At 53.5% G+C, this 24559-nt stretch carries 15 protein-coding genes; 5 read left to right on the plus strand and 10 right to left on the minus strand.

Features of this window, described 5'->3' with window-relative positions:
* Positions 1 to 216: 216 nt before the first annotated feature.
* Genes BLT38_RS15905 through BLT38_RS15915 form a run of 3 tightly spaced genes read right to left on the minus strand, consistent with a single transcriptional unit; the run spans position 217 to position 6492 of the window.
* Positions 217 to 1626 (minus strand): sulfatase, encoded by a 1410-nt coding sequence (locus tag BLT38_RS15905; protein ID WP_083346068.1) that lies wholly within the window; start codon positions 1624 to 1626, stop codon positions 217 to 219.
* Positions 1627 to 1657: 31 nt separating this feature from the next.
* On the minus strand, positions 1658 to 4963 hold the full coding sequence (locus tag BLT38_RS15910; protein ID WP_172838307.1) for a TonB-dependent receptor: 3306 nt from the start codon (positions 4961 to 4963) through the stop codon (positions 1658 to 1660).
* Between the two features lie 29 nt (positions 4964 to 4992).
* On the minus strand, positions 4993 to 6492 hold the full coding sequence (locus tag BLT38_RS15915; RefSeq protein WP_083346070.1) for a sulfatase: 1500 nt from the start codon (positions 6490 to 6492) through the stop codon (positions 4993 to 4995).
* Positions 6493 to 6865: 373 nt separating this feature from the next.
* Between BLT38_RS15915 and BLT38_RS15920 the strand changes: the two genes are divergently transcribed.
* On the plus strand, positions 6866 to 8275 hold the full coding sequence (locus BLT38_RS15920; RefSeq protein ID WP_083346071.1) for a hypothetical protein: 1410 nt from the start codon (positions 6866 to 6868) through the stop codon (positions 8273 to 8275).
* 105 nt (positions 8276 to 8380) lie between these two features.
* Here the strand turns inward: BLT38_RS15920 and BLT38_RS15925 are convergent, their stop codons facing one another.
* From BLT38_RS15925 to BLT38_RS15945, 5 genes are all read right to left on the minus strand, one after another.
* On the minus strand, positions 8381 to 8761 hold the full coding sequence (locus tag BLT38_RS15925; RefSeq protein ID WP_083346072.1) for a DUF1622 domain-containing protein: 381 nt from the start codon (positions 8759 to 8761) through the stop codon (positions 8381 to 8383).
* Between the two features lie 52 nt (positions 8762 to 8813).
* Positions 8814 to 9668 carry a bile acid:sodium symporter gene (locus tag BLT38_RS15930; protein ID WP_083346073.1) on the minus strand — a complete coding sequence of 285 codons (855 nt, stop codon included), beginning with the start codon at positions 9666 to 9668 and terminating at the stop codon, positions 8814 to 8816.
* A 57-nt stretch (positions 9669 to 9725) separates the two neighbouring features.
* Complete coding sequence (locus BLT38_RS15935; protein WP_083346074.1) at positions 9726 to 10187, minus strand: YidH family protein; 462 nt, start codon at positions 10185 to 10187, stop codon at positions 9726 to 9728.
* Between the two features lie 135 nt (positions 10188 to 10322).
* Positions 10323 to 10874 (minus strand): YkvA family protein, encoded by a 552-nt coding sequence (locus tag BLT38_RS15940; protein ID WP_156785162.1) that lies wholly within the window; start codon positions 10872 to 10874, stop codon positions 10323 to 10325.
* 172 nt (positions 10875 to 11046) lie between these two features.
* Positions 11047 to 12615: an arylsulfatase gene (locus BLT38_RS15945; protein ID WP_197674896.1), complete on the minus strand. Its 1569-nt coding sequence runs from the start codon at positions 12613 to 12615 to the stop codon at positions 11047 to 11049.
* A 799-nt stretch (positions 12616 to 13414) separates the two neighbouring features.
* On the opposite strand from BLT38_RS15945, the gene BLT38_RS20810 reads away from it, so the two are divergent.
* From BLT38_RS20810 to BLT38_RS15960, 3 genes are all read left to right on the plus strand, one after another.
* Positions 13415 to 16690: a hypothetical protein gene (locus tag BLT38_RS20810; protein WP_197674897.1), complete on the plus strand. Its 3276-nt coding sequence runs from the start codon at positions 13415 to 13417 to the stop codon at positions 16688 to 16690.
* A 273-nt stretch (positions 16691 to 16963) separates the two neighbouring features.
* On the plus strand, positions 16964 to 20179 hold the full coding sequence (locus BLT38_RS15955; protein WP_083346077.1) for a hypothetical protein: 3216 nt from the start codon (positions 16964 to 16966) through the stop codon (positions 20177 to 20179).
* Positions 20158 to 21075, plus strand: a complete 918-nt coding sequence (locus tag BLT38_RS15960) for an SMP-30/gluconolactonase/LRE family protein (protein WP_083346078.1) — start codon at positions 20158 to 20160, stop codon at positions 21073 to 21075. The genes BLT38_RS15955 and BLT38_RS15960 overlap by 22 nt, the downstream gene beginning before the upstream one ends.
* Here BLT38_RS15960 and BLT38_RS15965 read toward each other — a convergent pair.
* On the minus strand, positions 21070 to 21816 hold the full coding sequence (locus BLT38_RS15965) for an SDR family NAD(P)-dependent oxidoreductase (RefSeq protein ID WP_083346079.1): 747 nt from the start codon (positions 21814 to 21816) through the stop codon (positions 21070 to 21072). The genes BLT38_RS15960 and BLT38_RS15965 overlap by 6 nt on opposite strands.
* Positions 21817 to 21822: 6 nt before the next feature.
* Entirely contained in the window at positions 21823 to 23025 is a 1203-nt protein-coding gene (gene uxuA / locus BLT38_RS15970; RefSeq protein WP_083346080.1) for a mannonate dehydratase, read from the minus strand.
* A gap of 248 nt (positions 23026 to 23273) precedes the next feature.
* Between uxuA and BLT38_RS15975 the strand changes: the two genes are divergently transcribed.
* Complete coding sequence (locus BLT38_RS15975) at positions 23274 to 24443, plus strand: substrate-binding domain-containing protein (protein ID WP_083346081.1); 1170 nt, start codon at positions 23274 to 23276, stop codon at positions 24441 to 24443.
* Positions 24444 to 24559: the final 116 nt, after the last annotated feature.

Consider the following 24559-nt stretch of genomic DNA (forward strand, 5'->3'; position numbering starts at 1 on the left):
TGACCGCTTGCCCAGGACTAGGGTGGGCACACCGGTTCAATCTTGACCCGAACCGATTGGTTCACGGTGTGCGCCACTCGCCGCTTCTTGTTTTCACACCGAGCCATGCTAGTAGAGAAAGACTGCAAGAGGCTAAGGATGCGTACGCACACTTATGCTGTTCCTTCCCTGCTGTTCAAATAACCTTTTCACCGCGGCCGATGGTCAGTTATGAGCTTATGAAAACTGCCCTTTACTGGTGGGCATTTCCTTAGGAGAGATACCGTTCACTGGAGCTGAGCGGCCTCCTGGCGGTAGAGGTACCGGTCCATGCAATAGAGGATCGTTTGTGGCACGCATCCACTCATCCATCTGCTTCCGCATATGTTGCAGTGTTTCTGTATGGGCTGGGTCGCGGGCTAGATCGTTACGTTCTGCTGGATCGAACACCAGATCGTACAGCTCCTCTGAGTGCAATAGCTGTTGCTTTTGCCAGCCTTCGCGCAACCAGTAGGATTTTGCAGCGCCGTCGTCACAGTTCGGTAGAACATAGGTGGTTCGTCCGTCGTAGCGACGTTGATACTTGTAGCGCGCTGTGCGGACACATCGTTTCGGCTCGTATGCAGCGTGATACGTGACTTCGGCAAAGATCGCGTCGTTGACTTCTTCCTTCTCTCCGCGCACGACAGGAAGAAACGATTTTCCGGCCAGCCATGCCGGTTTGCTCATGCCCAAGTAGTCACAGATGGTTGGGAATACATCGATGTGCGATAGCAAGGCATCGCAAACGCCTGCTTTGGAAAATTCTCCTGGCCCGCTCATCATGAATGACACGCCAATTCCTGCGTCACCGAGGTTTGCTTTCATCGTCGGAAATGCAATGCCATGGTCCGTGGTGCTGATGATGAGAGTGTTTTCACGCAGACCATTGGCTTCCAGCGCGTCAAGGATGCGGCCCACAGCCTTGTCCATATCTCGAGCGCTCTGATGAAAACCAGCCATGTCGATGCGGGTGGATGGATTATCCGGCAGAGGAGAAGGTGGAAGGATGTAGTCCGCGTTGTCAGTCGGCGCTGGGTAATCACGGTGTGTCTCAAAGAAGCCGCAGTCCAAAAAGAACGGCTGTTTGGGAGCTTTATTCAGAAACTCAACCGTGTGGTCGGCAACATCCGCAGCGAGGCGATGTGTTCCTGGCAATATCTCGTCAAAGCCAATCACCTTAGGATCGACAGCGATATGTTGCAGGCCCGCAAGAACGGTGTAGTACCCCTTCTGTTCGCGAAGGGTATGCAGGATGTGTTGTTTATAGTCATGCAACTTCCATCCCAGATGAGCAAGGCCGTTCATGCCCGCGGCGTGCGGACTCTGGCCAGTCAACAAGGCTGAGCGACTCGCTGAGCATGAAGGTGCTGCGCAGTGCATCTTCCGAAACAGAATGCCTCGACTGGCAATTCGCATCAGGTTCGGTGTAGGAACATTGTGTCCATAGGGCCGCAGATAACGGCCTGAATCATGCGAATGCAAATACACAATATTGGGCAGGGATGCCGCTTGCCCCAGCGCAGCCACAGGACGAATCGCTGTGGCTGCAGATGCAGTTGCGGCTGCTTTCAGGAAGTTGCGACGGGTGCTGGGTTGATTGAACATCTCATCCTCACTTGGTTTCTTCCCTGCTTGATTAGAACGATAGTTTTACTGCGAGTTGGAGAATGCGTGCTGCTTGCGTGCTTGAAATAATGCCTGCGGTTGGCGATCCGATGGTTGCGGCGGGGTTGTTAAAGTTAGGCCGATTCAAGGTGTTGAATGCTTCTCCACGTAGATCAAGGTCATATCGGTCACCAAACAGCACATGGCGTTCGATTGTCATGTCCACGTTGAAATAACCAGGGCCCGTAAGGATGCCCGTACCAGAGTTGCCGAAGGTGTATTGCGCTGGCGCAGCGAAGGCAGTGGTGTCAAACCAGCGGTTGATTGTGCGACCAGAAGACAACGTGCCATTGCCAATGCGGTTCGGTCTTTGCGTTCCACCGCCGGATGAGTTTGAAACGTTACTGCTGTAGAAGACAGTAAACGGCGATCCCGAGTGCAGTGTCCATACGCTGCTAACGCTCCAGGGTCCGACAATATGTGAGATCAAGCCATGATTGAGATAGCGACGCTTTGGTCCGAACGGCAGTTCATACACTTCATTCACAACCAGGTTGTGTCGCAGGTCATCAGCAGAGCGACCGTAATTGCAACGCAAGCAACTGTTGTCCTGAATATCGTTATTACCTCCGCCGTTGGGATTGCCGAAGTCTGACAGGTATTTGGAATAGGTATACGAGACACCGAAATTCAAACCGCCTGATGTGCGCTTTTCAGCGTGTACTTGAAGACTGTTATAGTTGCCGTCCGCAACGCCTCCACGATATGCCACATTCACCAGGTTCGGGTTGATGGTGTAGTACGGGCGACGCGGCCCCTGGTCACCTGCACCAGGCCTCGATTGGTTCAGGTTAAGGCTATTCACTAATAGATGATGGCTAATCGTGCCAACGTAACTCACGTCCAGAATGACGTCCTTACGCAATTCGCGTTGCACACCAAGACTGAACTGGGTAACGCTGGTCTGCCGTGTATTGGGATCCCATACTGTCGGGCTGCCCGTGGAGATGGCGGCGATGTTATTGGGATCGGGTGCAACAGGAGTTGGAAGGCCATTCCTTAACAGCGCTGTCGGCGCTGAATTCACAGAGGTAGTGATGGCCTGCGCAAAGTAGTACGGCAGGTTCTTATACAACTGCGCACCACCTACAAGCGTGTCCACGTACGAAATGCCGAACCCTGCTCTCAGAACGGTCTTACGCGATTCGTCCAGTGTGTATGCCAGACCGAGGCGAGGCGAGATGGTCTTCAAATCAAAGTTGCGAAGACGACGTCCGTTTCCATTCAAGCCTGCTACCTTGAGCAGTCCAGTCTTCACATCAAGATTCGCCCAGTGGTCATGCACCTCATAAGGAGGCGCACTTATCTCCCAACGAACACCATAATCAAGCGTCAGACGATCTGTGGCACGCCATGTGTCTTGCGCATACGGCGCAAGCTGAAAGGTTCGCATGCCAAAGCTACCGGTAAGGATGTTGCGACTTGCACTATCAGTAGCTCCCAACGCGAGATCGGCCAATGCGTAGTACTGCAACTGCGTGGCCGACACCGTAGCTGCGTTGTTTGCGCGCGTGTACTGACCGTTGAAGTCAAACGTGCCACGTACTGGAAAGGCAGAGAAACCGTTGAAGCGGTGACGAAGAAACAGTAGCCCCGCCTTGATTGTGTGGTTGCCTACAGTGTGCGTCAGGTTGCCATCGTATTGGAAGGTAGTGATGTGGCTGATCTCAGGATAGGTTGAACTGTCGCCCAACGTAGCAAAGCCGCTGATGGTGAATGCAGGCAGGCCGCCGGATTGCGCGTTGTAATTGATGCCGGGAATGCCGAGGTTTGTTGCTGCAGGAACATTGAGGTTTACCGGCGCAACGTTGGCATTCCACCGCACCACTGCCGCGTGCAGGTCAAGCAATGTGTTTGCAGAGAAGACGTGGGAGTAACCGAGCGTTCCTGCCTGCGCGAACGCATCTGTCTGGTATCCATTGCTACCTGTTGAGATATATTGGCCTACCTGAATATTTGCTGCAGGGTTGGGATACATCGTGCCGGGCACGGTCTGCGATGCGCGGTCATACGCGTACTTGAAGAAGAGCCGATCTGAACTGAACAAGTTCTGATCGATACGAACATCGAACTGGTTATCTCGCAACAACAAGCTTGGCGTGATGGTGTAGTTATTGGTTGCGTTGCCGTTGGTAGGCAATGGAATGAGACTGGCCAGTTTGACAGCTGAAGGATCGAGATCAGCAGAGAGATTGTTGCCCACGTAAGGTGTACGTGTGGTTACTCCGCCCACCGTGGTTGTGGTGTAGGGGTTATAAATCGTGGCGGGAGCGCCACTGAAATTTCCCGTCTTCACCATGTTCACCATGGCCTGCGTTGGAATGGTTGTGGTTTGCGTTACGGGCGTGTGCTGGCGGATGCCCTGGTAGTCCGCGAAGAAGAACGTGTGATCGCGAAAGATCGGTCCGCCCAGATTGCCACCGAAAACATTGCGGTTGTACTTGGGTCGTGCAAGACCAGCCTGCTTTGCAAAGTATGTGTTCGCATTCAGCAGATCGTTGCGCAGAAACTCCCACGCAGCACCGTGAAATTGATTCGCGCCACTTTTCGTACTAACCAATGTAACCGCGCCTGCGGACTCGCCAAACTCTGCCGTATAGCTGCTGGTCAACACGCGATACTCCTGAATGGAGTCGACGATCGGCACGATCACAAGAGTGTTGAGCCACTGGTTGCGGTTATAGATTCCGTCAATCAGGTATGAGTTGGTAGCAGCGGTTGTACCGTTCACGCTGAAGTTTGCGCCACCACGGATGGAGTACGCACTACCACCCTCACCAAGATTGCTTGCAGTGCCCTGGTGCGCTCCCGGAGTCAGCAACACAAGGTCCGTGAAGTTGCGAGTGGCAAGTGGCAGGTTCACAACCTGCTTGCTATCGACAAGCGATGAGACCGTGCCACTTTGTGATTGCAGCAGCGAGGCCTGCGCCGTTACTTCAACCGTTTCCGCTGCACTGCCCACAGTTAGATCCAGATCCAATGTGAGCGAACTTGCCGTAGTGAGCGTAATGCCGGAGCGGTCCAGCTTCTGAAACCCTTGTGCTTCTACCGTTACGGTATAGGCACCAATCGGCAACGATGATCCGACGTAGTCACCGCTGGCATTCGAGTGCAAGGTTCGTGAGAACTGCGTTGAAGTGTTCGTCAACGTAACCGTTGCATTGGGGACAACGGCCCCTGACTTATCTCGAACAGTGCCGAGGATGTTGCCTGTCTGCTGTGCGTATGCCGCAGCACTTACGAGCAAGAGAGAAGGAACTACAAACAGCTTTTTCATGGATGGCCTCAAAAGTGAATCGTCGTTGCTTAAACGCGTACGTGCTGTGGTGATGGCAGTTTTTGCCATGTGCGGATCTGTGCCTTCATGGCCGCACATCGTGCTGCGTTCTCAGGGAGTGCCGCAACGTTATGCAACTCCTGCGGATCGGTCTTGAGGTTGTAAAGTTCGGGGATGTCATTCTCCCAAAGCGTGTACTTCCAGTCGCCTTCGCGAATCATGGTCTTCGGCTGCTTCCCGCCAAGAGCGTATTCGGCATACACAGGGCCAAATGCGTGGGCCTTTCCATCCAATAGCGGACGCATACTGCGCCCATCATTTGGCTGCAACAGTGGCACGCCTGCAAGATCAGTAAACGTGCTGCACAGGTTCACCTGGCTTATTGGCTCTGCCACCGTATTTGCCTTCTGCCCGGGGACACGCAAAAGCAGCGGGATGCCGCAGGAGCCTTCATAGAACTCAAACTTCGCCCAGAGCCCCAACTCACCCAGCATGTCGCCGTGGTCAGATGTGTAGCAGACGATGGTGTCGTTCTCCAGATTCAGGCTTCGCAGCGTGGCCATCACCTGCCCCAGTGCGTCATCCATTTGGGCAAGATTTGCGTAGTAGAAAGCCAACCGCTTCTTCGCCTCCACGGGGTCGTGCAACTCCGGCGTGGGAGCATCGAAGCCGATTGTCTTTTGTACTTCCTGGGGCAACGTTGCGAGGTTTGCCTTCCCCCAACTCGGAGGTAACTCCATGTCCTGCCAATGGAACATATCCGCAAAACGCTTAGCAGGCATAAACGGATCGTGTGGCTTGAGGAATGAGGACACCAGGAAGAATGGTTGGTCCGCATTGCCAAACCGCTTCAGGAAGCGGTTGGACTCCCGGGCCACAAACGACTCAAAGTGGTCCTCCTCGGGCATCAACGAAATTTCACCAACAGCAACCGATCCCTTCCGCGAGTCAAGCGTGCGATGCCCTTTCCAGGGGTCACCGTCTTCGCGCCACAGGTCGTCGATCTCCGGCAGCCCTGAGCCTGAGTTTGGCCGTCCAAGCTCGTCCGCATACAACTGCGTCTTTGGTCCCAAATGCTGGAACCAATCGTTGAAGCCCAGATGGTAGTCAAAGCCATGGGTTTGCGCGTCCACCCAATGCATTTTCCCGACAAGCCCGGTCATGTAACCAGCCGCGGCAAAATGGTGCGCTATGGTCTTGTGTTCAGGCGCATACGGGGTCATATTGTTCTGCGCTTCGTTGTGATGGCTGTAGAGCCCGGTCATCAGAGACGCTCGCGATGGCGTGCAGACAGGGTTGGTGCAGTAGGCCTGGGTAAAGCGGCTACCCGTCGCAGCAAGAACATCCAGGTTGGGGGTATGCGCTACGCGATCGCCGCTACAACCCATAACCCGGCGGTTGTGCTGATCGGACATCAACAACAACACATTGGGCCGTCGCTTCTTGAGAGGAGACGCGCCCGATCCACGAGTGACAGCCGCTACAGCGGCAAGCGATCCGGCATGGGTCAGGAATTTTCTTCGGTTCAATGCAATATCTCCACTGGTCTTACGAACCCCCGAAGCATTCGCCCTCTGTGTCCACGCTGCAAAGGTGAAAACACGGTGTATTCGCACTAAATCGCGAAAATAGAGCTATTTATCGAGGTTATGAAGGGGTGCTTTACACCGTGTAAAGTACGGATTGCGTTTGGCATCTGCGGCAACGTACGATGTTCGACCAACGGATCAATCGCACATTACGGCGATTCTCGTCACCACGACACACTTTTTCAGGAGAGGGGTTTAGCGCAGGCAACAACAGGTGGCCGCAAAGGGATGGGCCAAACAACTGTCGTAGATGGGCAGCAAAGTGCTCATGTGCTTTGCAGCATAGCAAACAAACTTATCTGGCTTCAAACACATGGCTGAAGAAAAACGCGTTGTAGAGTCCGCCGCAAGCATTCTCCCCACCCAACGCCCCCGGCTTGCGGAGGCGAATCACCTTCGCAATGAGTCGCACATAGACTCGCCAGAGTGGCAGGCTGTCCTCCGCATCATCAACAGTCACGGATTCGCCAAATCAGCGTTGCTTTCAAATTTTCTTCGTTATGTGTGCGAGAAGAAACTGCAGGGGCGAATCACCGAAATTACAGAACAGCAGATCGGCACCCATGCCTTTGGGCGTCCTGCAGCGTACAACCCTGGCGACGACAACATTGTGCGCAACTATGCACGCATTCTTCGTTTGCGACTGGATGACTTTTACGCCGAAGAAGGTCGCGATGAAGCCCTGCGCATTGTCATTCCTCGTGGTAGCTACATACCCCATTTCGAACCGCAGACTCTTCCTGTTCAGAACAGCCGGCTCCCGACCGTAGCCCTGTCGGAGATTCCGCCGGCTTTGCCGAACATAACGGCACACATTTCCGAAGATCAACCAACCGGCCGAGCCCCGTTGTGGCGAGACAGGAAAGCCTGGGCCGTAGTCGCTGTTGCCGTGCTTCTACTGATTGCAGCTGGATATGCTGGCAGGCGGGCATGGGTCGCGTTCCACCCGGATGCCTACACAGAGTTTTGGAATGAGGTGCTCACGCCGGGCCGCTCCAATATGGTCGTATTGGCCGACAGTGGCTTAGGAGTACTGCAAGACATCACCGGGGCTCGGATCGGACTCCATGAATATGCCTTCGGGGATACATCCGCTATAGCCACTGCATTCGCGAAGCGTTTCCCCGACGTGCCCTTTGGGATTGATCGCTTCAAAAACTTAACCAGTACAGCCGATATCCATAGTCTGCTTGATATCGCTGAGCAGCCCCAGTTTGCTTCAACCCGACCGCGTGTGCGCTCTGCACAGGATGTGCATATGGACGATCTCTCCGATGCGAATGCCATCATCGTCGGTGGCCCGCGGGCAAATCCCTGGGGCGATCTTTATGAACCAACCTCTGATTTTCGTCTCGAAATCCCTGGCGAGTTTCATGGTTCCCAATTAGACGCACGTGTCGTCATCAACAAGACTCCTAAGACCGGAGAAGCCAGTAAATATTCCAGCGGATTCCATGCGGAGGGAGGCTATGTAAACCACAGCATCCTGTCATTCCTCCCTAGTCTGGACGGCCATGGTCATGTCCTAATCTTTCGCGGAGGCAACATGGGCGCGACACAGGCGACCGCTGACTTCGCTACAGACCGGCTTTCCATGGAACCGATTCTCAAACAGGCACGCAATCGCGATGGCTCACTGCGCCCTTTTGAAGTGCTGTTCGAGACTCGCGTCATTGGAGCCAGCTCCCCAAAGGCAGAAGTTTTGCTGGTTCACTACAGATGATCTAAAGGCAAGTTGGCAGATTAGTGCAGCACAACGTGAGGCATGGAACGCTTTGAACTGTCGTTCCTGGGACTTGAGTCGCGTGAGTGGACGAATGCGGCACAACTATGAGGCGGCCTCCATTTGCTCCGTTCTCTCTTTGCTTCTGGCGTCCCGCTCGCGTGTCTCACGCATATCACTATCGAGGAAGTAATTGAGGAAGGTTCTAATTACGGCGATCGCACCAAGCTTGCCAATCTCTTCCCAGCTAGGCGCGATAGAAGTCTCAAGAATGTCCGCTGCAAGCTGAATCGAAAGGCCGGCGATTAGCCATCGTGAAAACTGTAGCCAGACCTCGCGCTTTTGATGATTAGACGAAGACGAAGTAAGCATCACGCGTAGTCCGTTGATCAAGACTTGTATTATTCCGATCAATAGAAATAGCGTTGCGACACTATTAATAAATAAGATCGCAAATTTGGTGATGCCTGCCACGGTCTCTTCCATGCTTTGTGCCTCATAGATCTGCGCTTTATATGTCCCATCCGTTGCGGACGCCTCACTCGTTATGCATCCTCTTTCGCCATTGAATGTATGGAATAGCAACAATCATTCCGACGATGAGATGGAATAGCACCACCAGCAAGACCGGACCTTTGCGATCGGGGAAGTTTAGCGACGCTATCGCAACCGCCAATCCGGGATGCCGACTGCTCGTCGCAAGGGCCAATACACTACGGTCGTTAGGGTCCGGTCCGCCCAACAAATGCCCCACCCCGAGACCAACTAAGGCAAAGAGAAAAACTGTTATCAGTACGCCATTGCCTATCATTTTCCACATAGGTCCCAGGCTGGTGAACAGGATTGGCAGAACTGCGATTACCAATAAGATCATCGCGATACGAGATACGGTGCTGGCAGATCGATCAGCGAGATCCGGCGCAAGACGATGAAGAAGAATGCCAAGAACGAGCGGAAGCAAAATCTTAATGAATACCACAGAGATGATTTTGCTGAACGCCAGGTTTGCCTCGAAACCGAAAACCAGGGCAAGTACTTTGATCCACCCAGGGATCAGAACAATCGAACACAATGCGGCTGCCACCAGAAGCGAAATCGCATAGGGATTGGTGCCTCCGACTTTAACTTCTTTCTTAGGGAAAAATGGAGGAACCGGCGAGATTGCGATAGCGACAATCGCAGTTGCAACAACGACATTGAGATGAAACAGTTTGTCCGCTGCGACGGCTAGCAAGACCATGATGACGTTTAAAGAAACGATCGATTTGACTAAGAGGACAGGCTTTCGGAATAGCCAGATTGCATCTTCAAAACTTGAATCCAGGCCGAGGGCCAATACTGTCAGAAAGATGCTAACCGCGATTGCTATTGGAATTAGCTCGGCAATCTTCATTTGTTCCAACTCCTGGGAAGTGTGCTTCTGTCGTGGCCCAATGCATGTGAATTTGCCTCAGCTGAATGGGCCGATGTGGAACGTCATGCTTATGATCGCCGTGCTTCCTAAGATCAGTAGAAGTGTCGCGATAATCAGAGTGAACGATACTGGGAACCCACTCTCTCCATGAATAAGCTCTGCTGAAGTAAGGCTGTCTCGTTCTTTGCGAAGCTGCAGCATAAATTGAGAGTGGTACACGATACCCACGATCAGCATTCCGACGCCGAGAAACACGAGGCTGAGGCCGAAATTACGTGGTGCTTTGTCATGTGAGAAGACCAGGTCATTCTTTAACTTTCCAAAAAACTGATAGATCGTGAAACCAAAACCAATCAGAGACAGTGAGGTACGCACGACAGACATCAACGTGCGATCGGCACTCATTCGTGTTCGTTGAAACGAAAGCCCCGTTCGTCGCGCTGCCAATTCCGTGTTGATCTTGGAATGGTCGTCGTGAGATGTGATCTGGTCTGCCATCGCGGTTTCGGTCTCCTGTCTCTGAAGTTTGGAACGGCATCGATAGCCACGGCCATATCGCTTCCAACGGGTGACGCATATACGCGACACACTTCAATACACGCGCTTATCCAATAGGCGTTTCAAGATGGCTTACTAGGTGGGATCTAAGCCGCAGATTCTTGAGGGCCCCGTTCGGTTCGTATTGTCTTCTGGCATCCGTAACCATTGAGGCAGCTTCGCTTCTGTTGCTGCTGCTCGACATTCTCGGCGGGTTTCCACATCGACGAATTTCGTTGCAAGCTTCTTCGCTACCCAAATTACAAACACATCATCTACTTGTCCCAGTATCGGGATGAACGAGGGGAACACTTGAATTGGCGAGCAAAGGTACATTACAGGGACGGATAGCAATGCCTTTGCTGGCCAGGGAGTGTTGGGATGGCGCATCAGTCGATACACAAAAATCACGTCGTGAAGCAGACCTAAGGTCATCCCCAATGACTTGTTGGCTACGGCAGCCAGCTTAAGGCGCATTGAACTACTGTCGCGATTGAGAATCTGCTCAAGGTCTGAGGAGTTGTATCTTACCGAGTCCGATGTCGGGACACATCGTTCCTCAATCACATAATCCATGGCCAGTTCCGAAACGTACGGAAGAGGCAGAGGGCTGACGGCTTCATCTGGCACTGAAAAGATTGAGTTCAACGAAATCCCTCACGAGGGTAATTAGTTGCGTGTACTCGCTAGATTGCCTCGACTAAGGTGTGCGGCCATTTGGTCGGCGAATTTAAAGCGTGTTGATTCCAGATAGGTCGATTGTCAGAAGACACATTCTTCCCGGGTGCAACGAACACACCCGGGAAGAATGACCAATGAGTTACCAGTTGACCGCAGGCATGCTAACGCCACTCTTGCCCAGTTGCTCTCGAACATGAGCAACTTTCTCGTATTGCGTGATCGTAATTGGGCCCGTGTACACTTCGCTCTGTATCTTGCGCGGCGGATACTTCACGTAGGTTTGCATCAACTTCTCGATGGCTTCGTTGATGGCAACAAGCGTCCAGGTACGCTCCGTGTAGTTATTCATAAAGATGTCGTAACGTTCCTGGGGGTCCTGCCACAGATCGAAGATCTGCGGCACGGTTGCAACGTAACTCTCGGCTCCCTTCCAGCCAAGGTTGCTGTCCACAGCGAGTCCACCGGTGGGCATTCCGTTATCGCCCCTCAGGTTAAACACTGCTTTGTAGTTGGCAACGCGTGCGGCTCCGGGACTCAGCTCATTCTCGGTGAAGTAGAACCATGCGATGCGGTCCGACTTGCCTTTACCGAAAAGAACCGGCGACATGTCATGGCTGTCGAAGATGATGGGTTTGCCTTCGCGATCATTCTCGGGGAGTTTCACGCCAGCGAGAGAAGCACATGTAGCCATGAAGTCGAGGCTGCCCAGGATGTCATGATTTTTGCTTCCAGCCTTGATTCCGGGTCCAGTGATGATTGCGGGAACACGAGCTCCGCCTTCGCGAACAGTGCCCTTAGTTCCACGGAACGGTGTGTAACCTGCATCCGGATAGACGTCCTGCCACGCACCATTGTCGGTCGTCCAGAAGATGTAAGTGTTGTCCTGGATTCCGAGGGCGCGTACCTTGTCCATGATGCGTCCGATGCGTGAATCCAGTTCCACGATTGAGTCAGCGAACTTGCTCTTGGATGCTGACTTTCCGATGTAGTCAGGATGTGGCAGGTTCGGCTGATGCACCTTCATGAAATTAACGCTCATGTAGAACGGTGTGTCGCCCTTGCCGTTGGCATCAAGATATTCAAGGGCTGCCTTTTCGACATAGCCATCGAAGAACGGAATTCCAACAACTCCTTTTTCAGGAGTGTCGACATATTGCCCGTTGACCTTGAAGTCTTCCTTCGCCTTCTCACCTGCTTTGCCTGACAGAGCGCCCTTGGTGACCTTTGCGAACATATCGCGCAACTTCTCAGGCATGTCCGGGAACCAGGTGGGGTCTGCGTAGGTATATGCGTTCAGGTGATACAGACCGCAATACCGCATCTCGTCAAAGCCCTGCGCGTTCGGTAAGGCGTAGTCGTCTTCACCGAGATGCCACTTGCCGGTAAAGAAGGTCTTATAACCGGCAGTCTTTAGAACAGATGCGACCGTCCATTCTGCGGCAGGCAGTCCTCCACCTTGCCCCTGAAACGCGACGGTTGTCATACCGCTGCGGTTTGGGATACGTCCGGTATTGATGGCTGCTCGGCCAGGTGTGCAGCTGGGTTGGCCATAGAAGGAATAGAAGGTCATGCCTTCGTCTGCAAGGCGATCGAAGTTGGGCGTAGCCATTCCCCTTCCTTCGCCGCCACAGTACGCGCCCAGGTCTCCCCACCCGGTATCATCCGTGATCAGAAAAATAATGTTGGGTTTCTTCTTCGAGTTAGGCATTGATTTCTCTCCTGTGATGATCGAGTCACTTGGGCACGACACCCTATGTCCCCACGGAACGAGGATTGTTCGTGAACGCATCTAACACACATCGCTGGGCCCTATTCGGGGCAGCTGTGATCGGAGATTAGTTTGGATTTCCAGCCGGGTGGAACTGTCAAAAGCAGACAGCGTGGCCTGTCAGAAACGACAGAACGACCTGTCAGAAAACACAGATTGAGGTTTGTGCCGATCTTCTGCGCAATGGGATCATGAGCTTAAAGTCTCTATCCACGGAGGCATAAAAGCTTGAGATTGCATCCACATCCTAGACAGCCATTGTGGCTAGTACAGAGGTTGCAGGCGATGATGCGCCGCTTGCCGGAGTATTACCAGATGAAACGAAATGACATTTCGCCATTGAGGTTGTTCTTGTAAGTTTGGGCGGCTATGGCACAACAATCTCACGTAATTACTAGCAATTTCTCGCATCGTGACATGAAGAAAAAGCCAAGCCCTTAAGCCCAAAATGAAACGCCAGGCACCGGCATATTTACCTTACGCATGCGCGTTGACACCACTTCGCATTGAGAACTAAAAGGCTCGTGGACTTTACCTATCCCCCACGTGAAAGCCTCCTGACCATGTGCCAGAAGGCTTAGGAGATTCTATGTTTTCAAAACGAGGTTGGTTGTCGCTCAGTATTTGCTGGATCTTCCTGCTGCTTATAAGCGCGTCGATAAGCAATGCACAAATAAGTTATACGACGACATGGGTTGGAAACACGTATTCGACAACTCCTACTTACGTTGGGAACGCGATGCGTTCCATGTGGGTTGCGCCAGAGGGCGTGATCTATACCGCGTCCATGTGGGATGAAAGCCAAGGCAGCATCAACGTCTATCAAAATGGGCAGAAGACAAACACCATTGGCGCGCACGGAGAAGCGCAAGGCGGTGCCATTAGCGGCGATGCCACACATCTTTTCTCCGCATTGCAGTTCAATACAAGTCTGGGCGGCAGCGGTTATATCGGGCGCTACAACCGCAGCACTGGCGCGCGCGATCTGACGTGGTCCGCGAGTACCGACTTAACGGAACGGCGTGCAGATGTCATTACTGGAATCGCAGACACAGGCACGCTTGTTTACGTCAGCGATCATCCTGACAACCTTGTACGTTGCTACACAACCGCAGGCGTATGGCAATCAGACTGGAGCCTTACAGACCCTGGAGCGATCGCGATCGATGGATCGGGCAACATATGGGTCGCACAGATGAACGAGGGCACTGTTCAGGAATTTTCAGCGTCGGGAACTGCGCTGAGCACAATCAACGTGGGGTCCAGTGCACGTCCCTCAGCTTTGTATTATGACGCGGCCAACAACCAATTGATGGTTGGCGATCAGGGCCCCAACATGAACATTCAGATTTATGGAAACCTCTCGACCACACCGGCTCTTGTGGGATCTTTCGGTGTGCAAGGTGGGTACCTGGATTCCACGACAGGAAACAAAGGTCAGACTGGAAGCAAGCGTTTCACGCGCATCGTTGGCATTGGAAAGGACAACACTGGCAATCTATACGTGCTCAATAACCCCTGGGGTGGAACCTGGGATCTGGGAAGAAACGGTAAGACAGATATTCATGCCTACAACAGCTCCGGTGTGCTGCAGTACACCCTGCAAGGTTTGAACTTTGAAGGCAACGGTGCCTTCGATCCCGGTACAGATGGCGCTTACCTATACAGCGGCCAGGATGTTTTCTCCGGCACAGGAGCAGCTGGCTACGCAGGCAACAGCGTTGATACGATCGACTATCCAACAGATCCGCGCGTCGACATCACCAATAACAGCCGTGGCTTCGATTTTGGCCTTATGACCAGTGTCGACGGTCATCGCATCCTTGCAGCGGCCGGGCAAAACCCGGACATCTTCCTGTTCTCATATTTCCCCACGAACCAATACGCGTCGGTACCTTTTGGGACTTTGCCAGGCCAGACCAGCCCGGTGGGTTATACAAACTATTTCAATACGACTGCTCGCGTCCGGAATGGGTTCTGCCTTGATACGAACGGAGACATATGGGTTGGATTGGATAAGACGAATGCGATCACACATTATCCGCTGACGGGTTTCGACTCAAATGGCGTGCCAATTTATGGAACACCGACAACGACACCGATTCCATCAACTATCGCCCCGCTGGGCGGCATTGAGTACATCCCGTCCACAGACACGATGGTACTGATGAGTGCGAACTCTACTGACTGGACATCGCTTGGGAGCCGCGTTGAGGTGTACCACGGCTGGTTGGCAGGTAACACCACCACGCCTAATCCGGTCATCAACCTGAAGACTGGCCAAAACCCCAAGGGCCGGGCGGCGGCCGGAAACTATCTCTTCATTTCGTACGTCCACACTGTGCCTGACATTGATGCCTATAACCTGACGACGGGCGCCAACGATCTCACGATGACCAGCGCAGATCCGAATGTGGCAGTAGGCAATGATGTTGACTCGATGTATGGCATTCGAGCCTACAAAACAAACAATGGCCAATACCTGGTCAGCAAGGATAATTACAACAACAACTCCATTGTGATTCACAGAATGACTGTGGTGCCGACGCCGGACTTCAGTATTGCAGCGACGCCGAATTCGCAGACTGTGGCTCAGGGTGGCAGCACAACCTATACAACGACTGTTAGCGATCTGAGCGGGTTCAACGATACGGTCAATCTGAGCGTAAGCGGTTTGCCCACTGGAGCTACGGCGAGCTTTAATCCTGCGTCGATCAACACCTCAGGAAGCTCGACGCTGGCAATAACGACCGCATCAACTACGCCCGCGGGAACATACACACTCACTATCACAGGAGCTACCAGTACTCTGTCTCACACAACCACCGTGATGCTGGTTGTTTCAGGGCCCCCCGACTTCAGTGTTTCGGCAAGCCCAAGTTCGCAGACAGTAACCCCGGGAAATAGCGCCACGTACACTGCGTCGGTTGGGGCTATTAGTGGCTACTCTGGAACAGTCAATCTGACTGTAAGTGGATTGCCTACCGGAGCAATGGCCAGCTTCAGTCCGTCGTCAGTTTCCAGCTCCGGAAATTCGGCACTTACGGTCTCAACTGCAACGACCACTCCGACAGGATCGTACACACTGACCATCACCGGCACGAGTGGCAGCCTGTCGCATTCGGCCACGGTGACGCTGGTAGTACCGACGCCGGACTACAGCATTGCAGCAACGCCAGCTTCACAGACGGTGGCGCAAGGAAATAGCGCCAGCTACACAACAACGATTGGTGCAGTGAACGGCTTCACCGGTGCTGTCAATCTGACCGTAAGCGGATTACCGACTGGAGCGACGTCAAACTTTAACCCTGCGTCCATCACGACTTCAGGAAGTTCGACGCTCACAATCGCCACAGCCAGCACAACACCAATTGGAACCTACACACTGACAATCACTGGTGCGAGTGGCAGCCTGTCGCATTCAGCTACTGTGACTTTGATCGTCAACGCAACCACAGGTGGTCTGCCAACGGGTTGGGCGGATCAGGACGTAGGCAGTGTGAGCCTTGCGGGAAGCGCCAGCTATAGCAACGGCACATTCACAGTGAACGGCTCCGGGACCAGCATCAGCGGCACTTCAGACCAGTTCAACTATGCCTACCAGACAGCAGGCACGAACTACACGATTACTGCCCGCGTTGCCAGCATGACGAACACCAACAGTGGCGCGCAGGCAGGCGTGATGATTCGGGAGACTCTCGCATCTGGTGCGGCAATGGTGAACATGAATCTCACACCGTCAAACGGCGTCACGTGGGTCTACCGCACCACCACCAACGGCAGTGCAGGCGGCAGCAGAACCAGCGGTCTTGTGGCTCCCTATTGGGTTCGCCTTGTTCGCAATGGCAGTACCTTCACGGGATACTACTCGGCTGACGGCGTGACCTGGACACAGCAAGGCACCGTCACGGTAACGATGGCGAGCAGTGCTTACATTGGGCTTGTAGTCAGCAGCCGTACGAACTCCCAACTGGGCACGGCAACCTTCGACAACGTGTCCATTACTACTCCGTAGTTCACACTGGCCGTCCTCGGGACTCCGACCAACAGATAGGGATCCCGAGGACGGCTAAGCTTTTGTATCGCATGATGAAACGCCTGATGAGGGCCCTATGGCGATGCTTTCAACAGAAACTCGTCGAATTGGTGCCGTTTCGTCCATATTGATCAGGAAATTGCGCGTGATTGTGCGGCGAAAAGCGAATCGTGACATGTCGAAAATGAAACGCGCAGGAGATAGAGTTTCGCGATTCGCCCATCGCGACTCAGTACTCCTATAGTTCCTTGTATGTACCGTCCTTTCGCAGCGTTTCTGAGTTTAGGTAGCTTCGTTCTAACGTTGTGTGGACATGTTTCTGCACAGACACAGACGGAACCAGAGAAAAGCGCGCAGCCTCATGGGATTTCGATTCCTTATGAGTCGAAGCAGGACGGTTTGTTGACGATTGTTCTGGAAGACGAAAAGGGCAATCGCATCAAGAATCTTTCTCCAGACATTCCTGTACATACCGGGCACAACCTCATCACATGGGACGGAAGTTCGCTGGACGGTGTCGCTCATGCCGGGCGGTACCATGTGCGTGGTTTATTCCATCAGCGAATTGTGCCGCATCTGCAGTACTCCATCTACTCTCCGGGGACGCCTCCTTGGCCTAAGGCCGATGGCACTGGCGCGTGGCTTGCAGACCATACTGCACCGGCATCCGCTCTGTTTCTTCCCGAAGGAAGTGAGTGGCCCACACACTCAAAGTCGCCGCAGATTTTGTTAGGCGCGCAGGCTGCTGAAGCCGGTCATGCACTCATGTGGACCGATCTTGATGGACACAAGCTGGACGGCATCAAGATACGCGGATGGAACGGGGGTATTGCACTTGCGCGTGATGATGGATCGCAGAGGAATCCAGATCACATTGCGTACACGGTGTATGTCGTCAATCCAAGCCGGGATTTTGGGAAGACAGATCCGGGTGGTTTGCAGATCTTCATCCTTACGAAAGCTGGGCTCACGCCACTGGAGAAGATTGTTGGCGGAATTCAGATGCACGATGCGTTCCGTGAACTTGTGGGGCTCGGCGTGCAGAATGGCCTTTTGCTGCTTGCCAATCCCGCAGCCAATGAGATTGTCGCGTTCGATGTCAGACACGGCGCACAGCCATCGTTTGCGAAGATAGCTCTTCCTAAGTTGGGGTCCTTAGCGTTTGAGCAGGATGGTCATTTGCTGGTGACCACGGATGGGGCCATCACGCGATTCGCAGTGCAAAATGATTGGCATACGCTTCGCCTCACCGATCCGCAGAAAGTGATTTCTGCATCCGTGCTCGAGTCACCGAAGCAGATCGTTGAAAAAGATCATGAGATCTACGTCACTGACTGGGGACATAGCCATCAGGTGAAGGTGTTCTCTGCTGTAACGGGCAAGCTGGCTCGGGTGATTGGGCGTCCGGGTGGGCCTCAGATTGGAACGTATGATGAGCAGCGCATGGCGCACCCTATGGGTATGACGATCGATTCCAAAGGAGTGCTATGGGTTGCGGAAGAGGACTATCTTCCAAAACGCATCAGCCGTTGGGATGCCAAGACAGGACAATTCATCAACGCGTGGTATGGGCCTACCCAATATGGTGGCGGGGGCTTGGCTGATCCGCATGATCTCTATCGCGCTTACTATCCCTCAATCGGCAACCCTGGCAGCATGGGCCTGCTTGAGTTTCGTATCGATCCTGCAACCGGAAAAGAACGACTCGCAGCCGTGCGCTATCGCTTTCCTGATCCGCTGCACGACAGCATCAGCTACAGCGGCTACGAAGCCAAACCTATCTTCTTTCCCAATGACATGATTCCGGTGGGTTCGCACGGGGGCATTACTCCCGCACAAACCTTCTATTACAAAGGCCACCAGTACTTCACCGATTCTTACAACACGTATTGGTACAACCAGACAACTGTCACCAATCTCTGGGTTCTTGAAAACGGTGTCTGCCGCCCTATCGCCAGCGTGGGTTGGGTCGGGCCGGTTGGTAATCCGCATCATTGGACAACGCTCGATCAACCCAACATCCGCAACAAAATGCCAGCAGGTGATCCGAACCAGACGTTCTTCGTGTGGACAGACCGCAATCATGATCATGCTGTGCAAGCCGATGAAGTCGAATTCTCCCGCCCCTCTACGCACGGTGGAGCGGGAGTAGTCTTTCAACCGGATCTCTCCGTCATCAGTGGTGGTCCGTATCATCTGCCAACAGCATCGGTCGATGCAGCGGGTGTGCCTTCGTTTGATCTTTCGGAGCTTGCACTTCTCTCGAAGACACCGGCGAACGGCGATGTGGCACTTAGTCCTGACGGATGGTTCGTCGCGGATATGAGCGGCTATAAAGATGGTCAGTTGCGCTGGCGCATACCAACACGTCCTTCTTCCCTGCCTCCTTCTGGTGCCGGAGATATTCAAGATCCCAAACGCATGTTGGGCTATCCTGTTCGTCCTTCGGCAGGACAAGCCGGGTACCTGGTCGCACGCTATTCCTACATGGGTGAGATTTACATCTACACCGTCGATGGTCTGCTGGTAGCCACGCTCGGTGGCGATACGCGCAGCTCCCCCTTCTGGCCTTATCCCAGCCAAACCCGCAACATGGAGATCACGAATCTCAGCTTTGAAGCTGAGCAGTTCTGGCCCTTTATGTTTGGGAAAGATGACGGCAACGTTTACCTTTCCGTTGGAAAGTGGCACACATCCATCGTTCGCCTGGACGGACTTGCATCCATTGAGCGTGTGGACCTTGGCTATCTCACGGTGAATCAGCAAGAGATTACCGATGCTGCGCCCTTGCGTGAAGAATCCGTCTTGCGCGAAAAGCTAAAAGCTGAGGTGAAGGTTCACCATGTTGAGGCATCAACGAAAGCTTCTGCAGAAAGATGGCCTGCGAAGGACTGGGCAGCAATCGACAAGAATGCATCCTTTCAGCTCGGCACTGATGGTAAGAATCTGATCGTTGCTTATCGCACTAACTATGCAGATCTGCTGCGCAACTCTGCCTCAGAATTCCCATTCGCCTTTACACAAGGTGGTGGGCTTGATCTGATGGTGCGCGCCTCCGGTCCAAGCGATGATCGTCACGCCACAAGCGGTGATGCGCGTCTCTTCGTGACACGTCGCAACGGCAAGTTGCTCGCAGTTCTTTATCACCAGAAATCCAGCAAGCAGGGCCATCGAGTCAGCTTCGCTTCGCCCGTAAGTGAAGTTGTCTTTGACGATGTGCAAGACGTGAGTGATCAAGTCACTCTGACTGCTGATGGAGGCTTCTACCAAGTTGCCGTTCCGTTGTCTCTCCTTGGTCTTGACCCGACTTCTGGCAGACAATACCGCGGGGATGTAGGCTTTGTGCTCAGCGATGGAACGCGCGCGCAGGCCCGTGTCTATTGGCACAATAAGGTGGACGCCATGACAGCCGATATTCCAAGCGAAGCGAATCTCAATCCAGGTCAATGGGGGCTGTTTCGATTTTGATAACCGATCCAACACCGACCATCGACATACGTTGCCTCGCCGCTACCGGTGACATCTGTGGCGAAGGTTGTGTGTGGCATCCACAACAAAATGCTGTTTTCTGGACTGACATTAATCGTGGTTTGCTGCATCGACTGGAAATCGAAACCGGTGGTGTAGAAACCTGGCGTTTCGATCAGCCAGTCACTGCAGTCGTCCTTACCAATCGCGCTGAATTTCTCGTTATCATTCTCGGCGGCAGAATTGTTCTTTGGGACACTCGCACGCATCGAGAAGCAGATATCCTTTTTCGCTTGCCTGATTGGCCCGATGTCCGTTGCAATGATGCGCGTGTTGATCCTGCTGGTGTTCTCTGGTTCGGAACCATGCAAAACAATGTGAGAAGCGACGGCACAACGATGGAAGTCACAGAGTGGAAGGGTGCACTTTATTCGCTCGCATCCAGTGGCGAAATAACGCAATGGCGCTTGGGATTTGGCATTAGCAATACACTTGCATGGTCACCTAATGGCAAGACGATGTATTTTGCCGACACACTTGCGAACACAATCTACCACGGCCATTTTGATTCGGCACACAGTAGCCTTGATGGTTGCGACGTTTTCTTTCGCGATTTTGACCGTGGACTTCCAGATGGCTCCACGATGGATTCCGAAGGATATCTTTGGAACTGTCGCTACGGCGGATCGTGCATTGTTCGCATAGGCCCAAACGGCAGTGTTGCGAAGATCATCGAAACGCAGGTATCGAATCCCACGACATGCACTTTTGACGGCAAAGGGACGTTGGTTTTCACCACCGCCAGTAACGCAACGTCGCAAATCGAGCCCGTAAAGTCCCTCTTCGCGTTTGAAAGCGGCGTGCGAGGTTTACCCGTCACGCCGTTTGCTCTATAGGCGCACAGCAAGCTGTGCCAGCAACCCACCGTCCGCGCGATAAGATGCTCCAGTAATAAATGAAGCCTTCTCGCCCAACAGAAACGTGATCAGGTTTGCAATCTCATCGGCATGGGCTACGCGGCCCAACGGATGATCGTCGCCCCACTGTTGCAGCGTCTGTTCCAATCCATCGACTCCGCTAAAGCGCTCTGCTGAGGAACGGACCATCGGCGTATCGACGGTCCCAGGCAATACTGCATTCACCCGAATGTTCTCCTTCGCATGGTCAACAGCCATTGCACGCGTAAGGGCTTCAAGAGTTCCTTTGCTGGCCGCATAAGCTGCTACGCCTTCCTGACAAGCCAACGCCTGAACAGAGGACACCAGCACAATTGCGCCACCGTTACGCATCGCAGGAATCGCCGCCCGACAAGCCAGAAAAGCCCCGCGCGCGTTGATCGCCTGCACCAGGTCATACTCCTCTACCGTTGTGCTGACGACGGAGCCATATTGCTGGATGCCAGTGCTATATACCAGCCAGTCAAGAGGCCTGCTTTCCGTTGCACGCCGCACGGCCTCGCTCACCTGCACCTCATCGCGTACATCGCATGGGATGTACTGCGCTCCACTGCTTTCCGATGGCGTGCGCACATCCGCAATGGCAACCTCTGCTCCAAGAGCCATCAGGGCCTTAGCCGTGGCCCATCCGATGCCCGAAGCTCCACCGAAGATCAATGCGTTTTTGCTCTGTAAATCCATCTCTGCTTAGCCTTCCGTAATCCATCGTTCAGCCATCATGAAGGCCCCGCGCAATTCTGCTAGACCACGCAAACGTCCCACTGCCGGATATCCCGGAGCCGCTCCACGCTCTCGGTCGTTCAGCAGTTCCTGCCCATGATCCGCGCGGTAAGGTAGGCTGCGGCTATCTCCACATGAGTTGCGCCGGTGCTTCTCTCGAACCACTTCGATGATGATGCTGATCAGGTCAGCATCACCTTCAAGGTGTGGCGCTTCGAAAAATGATTCGATATCCGAATTCGCTCGCGACTCTCGTTCCGTGGAACGCAAATGAAGGAACCCTATGCGTGGTGCGAACTCCGTCACCATCTCCCGCAGCTTGTTATCAGCCCGCACGCCAAGCGCGCCCGTGCAGAACGTCAGTGAGTTTGCGTCTCCTGCATATTGCTCAAGAATCCAACGAAGGTCTTCAGCAGTGCTTACGATTCTGGGCAGACCCAGCAAAGGCCGTGGTGGATCGTCTGGATGAATGCACAACCGCACACCACATTCCTCCGCTACTGGAGCAACAGTGCGCAAGAACTCTCCTAGTGAGGAGCGAAGTTCATCCGCGGTGATCCCTTCATAGCTGCGGAGCATTTCAGCCGTCTCTTCGAGAGTGAGCTTCTTATGGCCGCCGGGTAGACCATCGAGGATCGTCGCGCGCAACTCGTCCGCTTGTTCGAGAGAAAGAGCCTTGCAATAACGGAAGGCTTCCCGGCTCAGATCTTCACCCCATTCTTTATCAGCACCGGTGCGCTTCAACATATACAAATCAAATGCGGCAAATGCCACCGCATCGAACCGCGTAGTGTAACCTCCACCCGGTGCAGACTCATGCAAATGTGTTCTCGTCCAGCTGAACAGCGGCATCCAGTTGTAGGCAATGGTACGGATACCGCATTTGGCGAGATGGCGGATGGATTGAATGAAGTTCTCCATATCCTTCTGCCAGCCGGGTGCACGCATTTTTATGCGCTCCGTCACACCCAAACTTTCAACAACCGTCCATTCCATTCCGGAGAATCGAACCATCTCTTGCCGCTTCCGAATCGTTTCAATCGGCCATACTTCGCCGACCGGAATCTCATGCAGAGCGTTCACAATGCCCGTTGCTCCGGCTTCGCGTGCATCTCGCAATGTGACACGATCCTCTGGACCAAACCAACGCCACGTCTGCTCTAGTACCATCTTTACCTTTCTGACAGAGCAGCCTCCGTTCCATGACCGGCTAGCGCATACTTTGCCTACTACACGTGCTTTGCGATAAGTTTCCAGTGCTGAGTTTCAAGAGCTTTGAGGAGTTCCCTCCATCAGCCTCAAGATGCTATGGCGCACAGAACACTACGGAAAACAGAAGTTCGTCTACGAGATGATCGTTTTACATTGTGAAACATCTACATTGCTACTAAAAAGCACACCTGTCGCGGAGTTCCCCCATGAAATTGCCCTCGAAACCTTCACGGACGACTGAAGCAAATCCGAAACGTGGATACACGATTCAGGCTGTCGTGCGGGCCGCTTCCATCCTCAATGCGTTTCAATCCACATCGGAGGTGCTGGATCTACGCGTGGTGGCTTCGCGGGTTGGCCTGCATAAAGCAACGACCTTTCGTTTGCTTGAAACGTTGGTGGAAACACATCTTCTGGAAAGAGCTGGCAAGCAGGGCTACCGTTGCTGTGTGCAGCTTGCACGTAATAAGCGCTACCGCATTGGTTATGGCTCTCAGACCAGCCTGCTGCCCTTCACCGCAGCGGTGAGCGACGGTCTCGTTGTCGCCGCTAACAACGCCAATATTGATCTTCTGGTGTTGAACAACGCCCTCAGCCCCCGTGTCGCGTTGCAGAATGCGGATACTTTCGTATCGGAAAAAGTCGACCTCGTCATTGACTCGCAAATCAATGTCGGCATTGCAGCGCAAATTGCAGTGAAATTTGCGGCGGCCCGCATTCCGTTCATCGCCATCGACATCCCACATCCAGGCGCCATCTACTTTGGAGCGGACAACTATAAGGCTGGCCGCATGGCGGGCCGTCATCTGGCGAAATGGGCTACAAAGAACTGGAAGAATGGCCCGGAACAGATCATTCTTCTCGGTGTTGATGCCGCGGGACCTCTATTGAATGCACGACTCTCTGGCGTTCTCGATGGCATACATGAAGTGAGCCCCACTGCGCATCGCATCCCAACACATCACTACGACACGAAGGGTGGCCAATTCGAAGCGACACTGGACGTTGTTCGGCGCCATATCCGCCGTCGAGCACCGGAACGCGCTCTTATTGGTGCCGTGAATGACTCCACTGCTCTGGCAGCGTTGCAGGCATTTCGAGAAGCGGGAATCGAACGCAATTGTGCCATTGCAGGCCAGGATGGAAGTCTTGCGGCACGTGAAGAGTTGCGGAGACGGTCAAGTCGTCTCATCTGTTCGGTGGCATACTTTCCAGAAACCTATGGCGAGCAACTCATCCGATTAGCGCTTGATGTGCTTAAACACAAACCCGTCGCCCCCGCCGTTTTTGTGCAACATGAGTTACTTACGCCGCAGAATGTCGACAAGATTTACCCAAACGATACGTGGATGAAATCATCGCCCGAGTCGATCTAAGCGTGGACACCCTCATGTCTGGACCGCGTTAATCTGTCTCGCATCATGCAACGCATATCGAAAAGACGTCACGCCGAAATGCGTCGAGCGATCTTTTAATAAAAGCCATATGGGCA

It is taken from the genome of Terriglobus roseus (genome assembly GCF_900102185.1).
GTDB lineage: Bacteria > Acidobacteriota > Terriglobia > Terriglobales > Acidobacteriaceae > Terriglobus > Terriglobus roseus_A.

Coding starts and splice junctions, on each gene's coding strand:
- BLT38_RS15905 (WP_083346068.1), bottom strand. CDS start 1,626: ATGTTCAATCAACCCAGCACCCGTCGCAACTTCCTGAAAGCAGCCGCA.
- BLT38_RS15910 (WP_172838307.1), bottom strand. CDS start 4,963: ATGAAAAAGCTGTTTGTAGTTCCTTCTCTCTTGCTCGTAAGTGCTGCG.
- BLT38_RS15920 (WP_083346071.1), top strand. CDS start 6,866: ATGGCTGAAGAAAAACGCGTTGTAGAGTCCGCCGCAAGCATTCTCCCC.
- BLT38_RS15925 (WP_083346072.1), bottom strand. CDS start 8,761: ATGGAAGAGACCGTGGCAGGCATCACCAAATTTGCGATCTTATTTATT.
- BLT38_RS15930 (WP_083346073.1), bottom strand. CDS start 9,668: ATGAAGATTGCCGAGCTAATTCCAATAGCAATCGCGGTTAGCATCTTT.
- BLT38_RS15935 (WP_083346074.1), bottom strand. CDS start 10,187: ATGGCAGACCAGATCACATCTCACGACGACCATTCCAAGATCAACACG.
- BLT38_RS15945 (WP_197674896.1), bottom strand. CDS start 12,615: ATGCCTAACTCGAAGAAGAAACCCAACATTATTTTTCTGATCACGGAT.
- BLT38_RS20810 (WP_197674897.1), top strand. CDS start 13,415: ATGCGTTCCATGTGGGTTGCGCCAGAGGGCGTGATCTATACCGCGTCC.
- BLT38_RS15955 (WP_083346077.1), top strand. CDS start 16,964: ATGTACCGTCCTTTCGCAGCGTTTCTGAGTTTAGGTAGCTTCGTTCTA.
- BLT38_RS15960 (WP_083346078.1), top strand. CDS start 20,158: ATGGGGGCTGTTTCGATTTTGATAACCGATCCAACACCGACCATCGAC.
- BLT38_RS15965 (WP_083346079.1), bottom strand. CDS start 21,816: ATGGATTTACAGAGCAAAAACGCATTGATCTTCGGTGGAGCTTCGGGC.
- uxuA (WP_083346080.1), bottom strand. CDS start 23,025: ATGGTACTAGAGCAGACGTGGCGTTGGTTTGGTCCAGAGGATCGTGTC.
- BLT38_RS15975 (WP_083346081.1), top strand. CDS start 23,274: ATGAAATTGCCCTCGAAACCTTCACGGACGACTGAAGCAAATCCGAAA.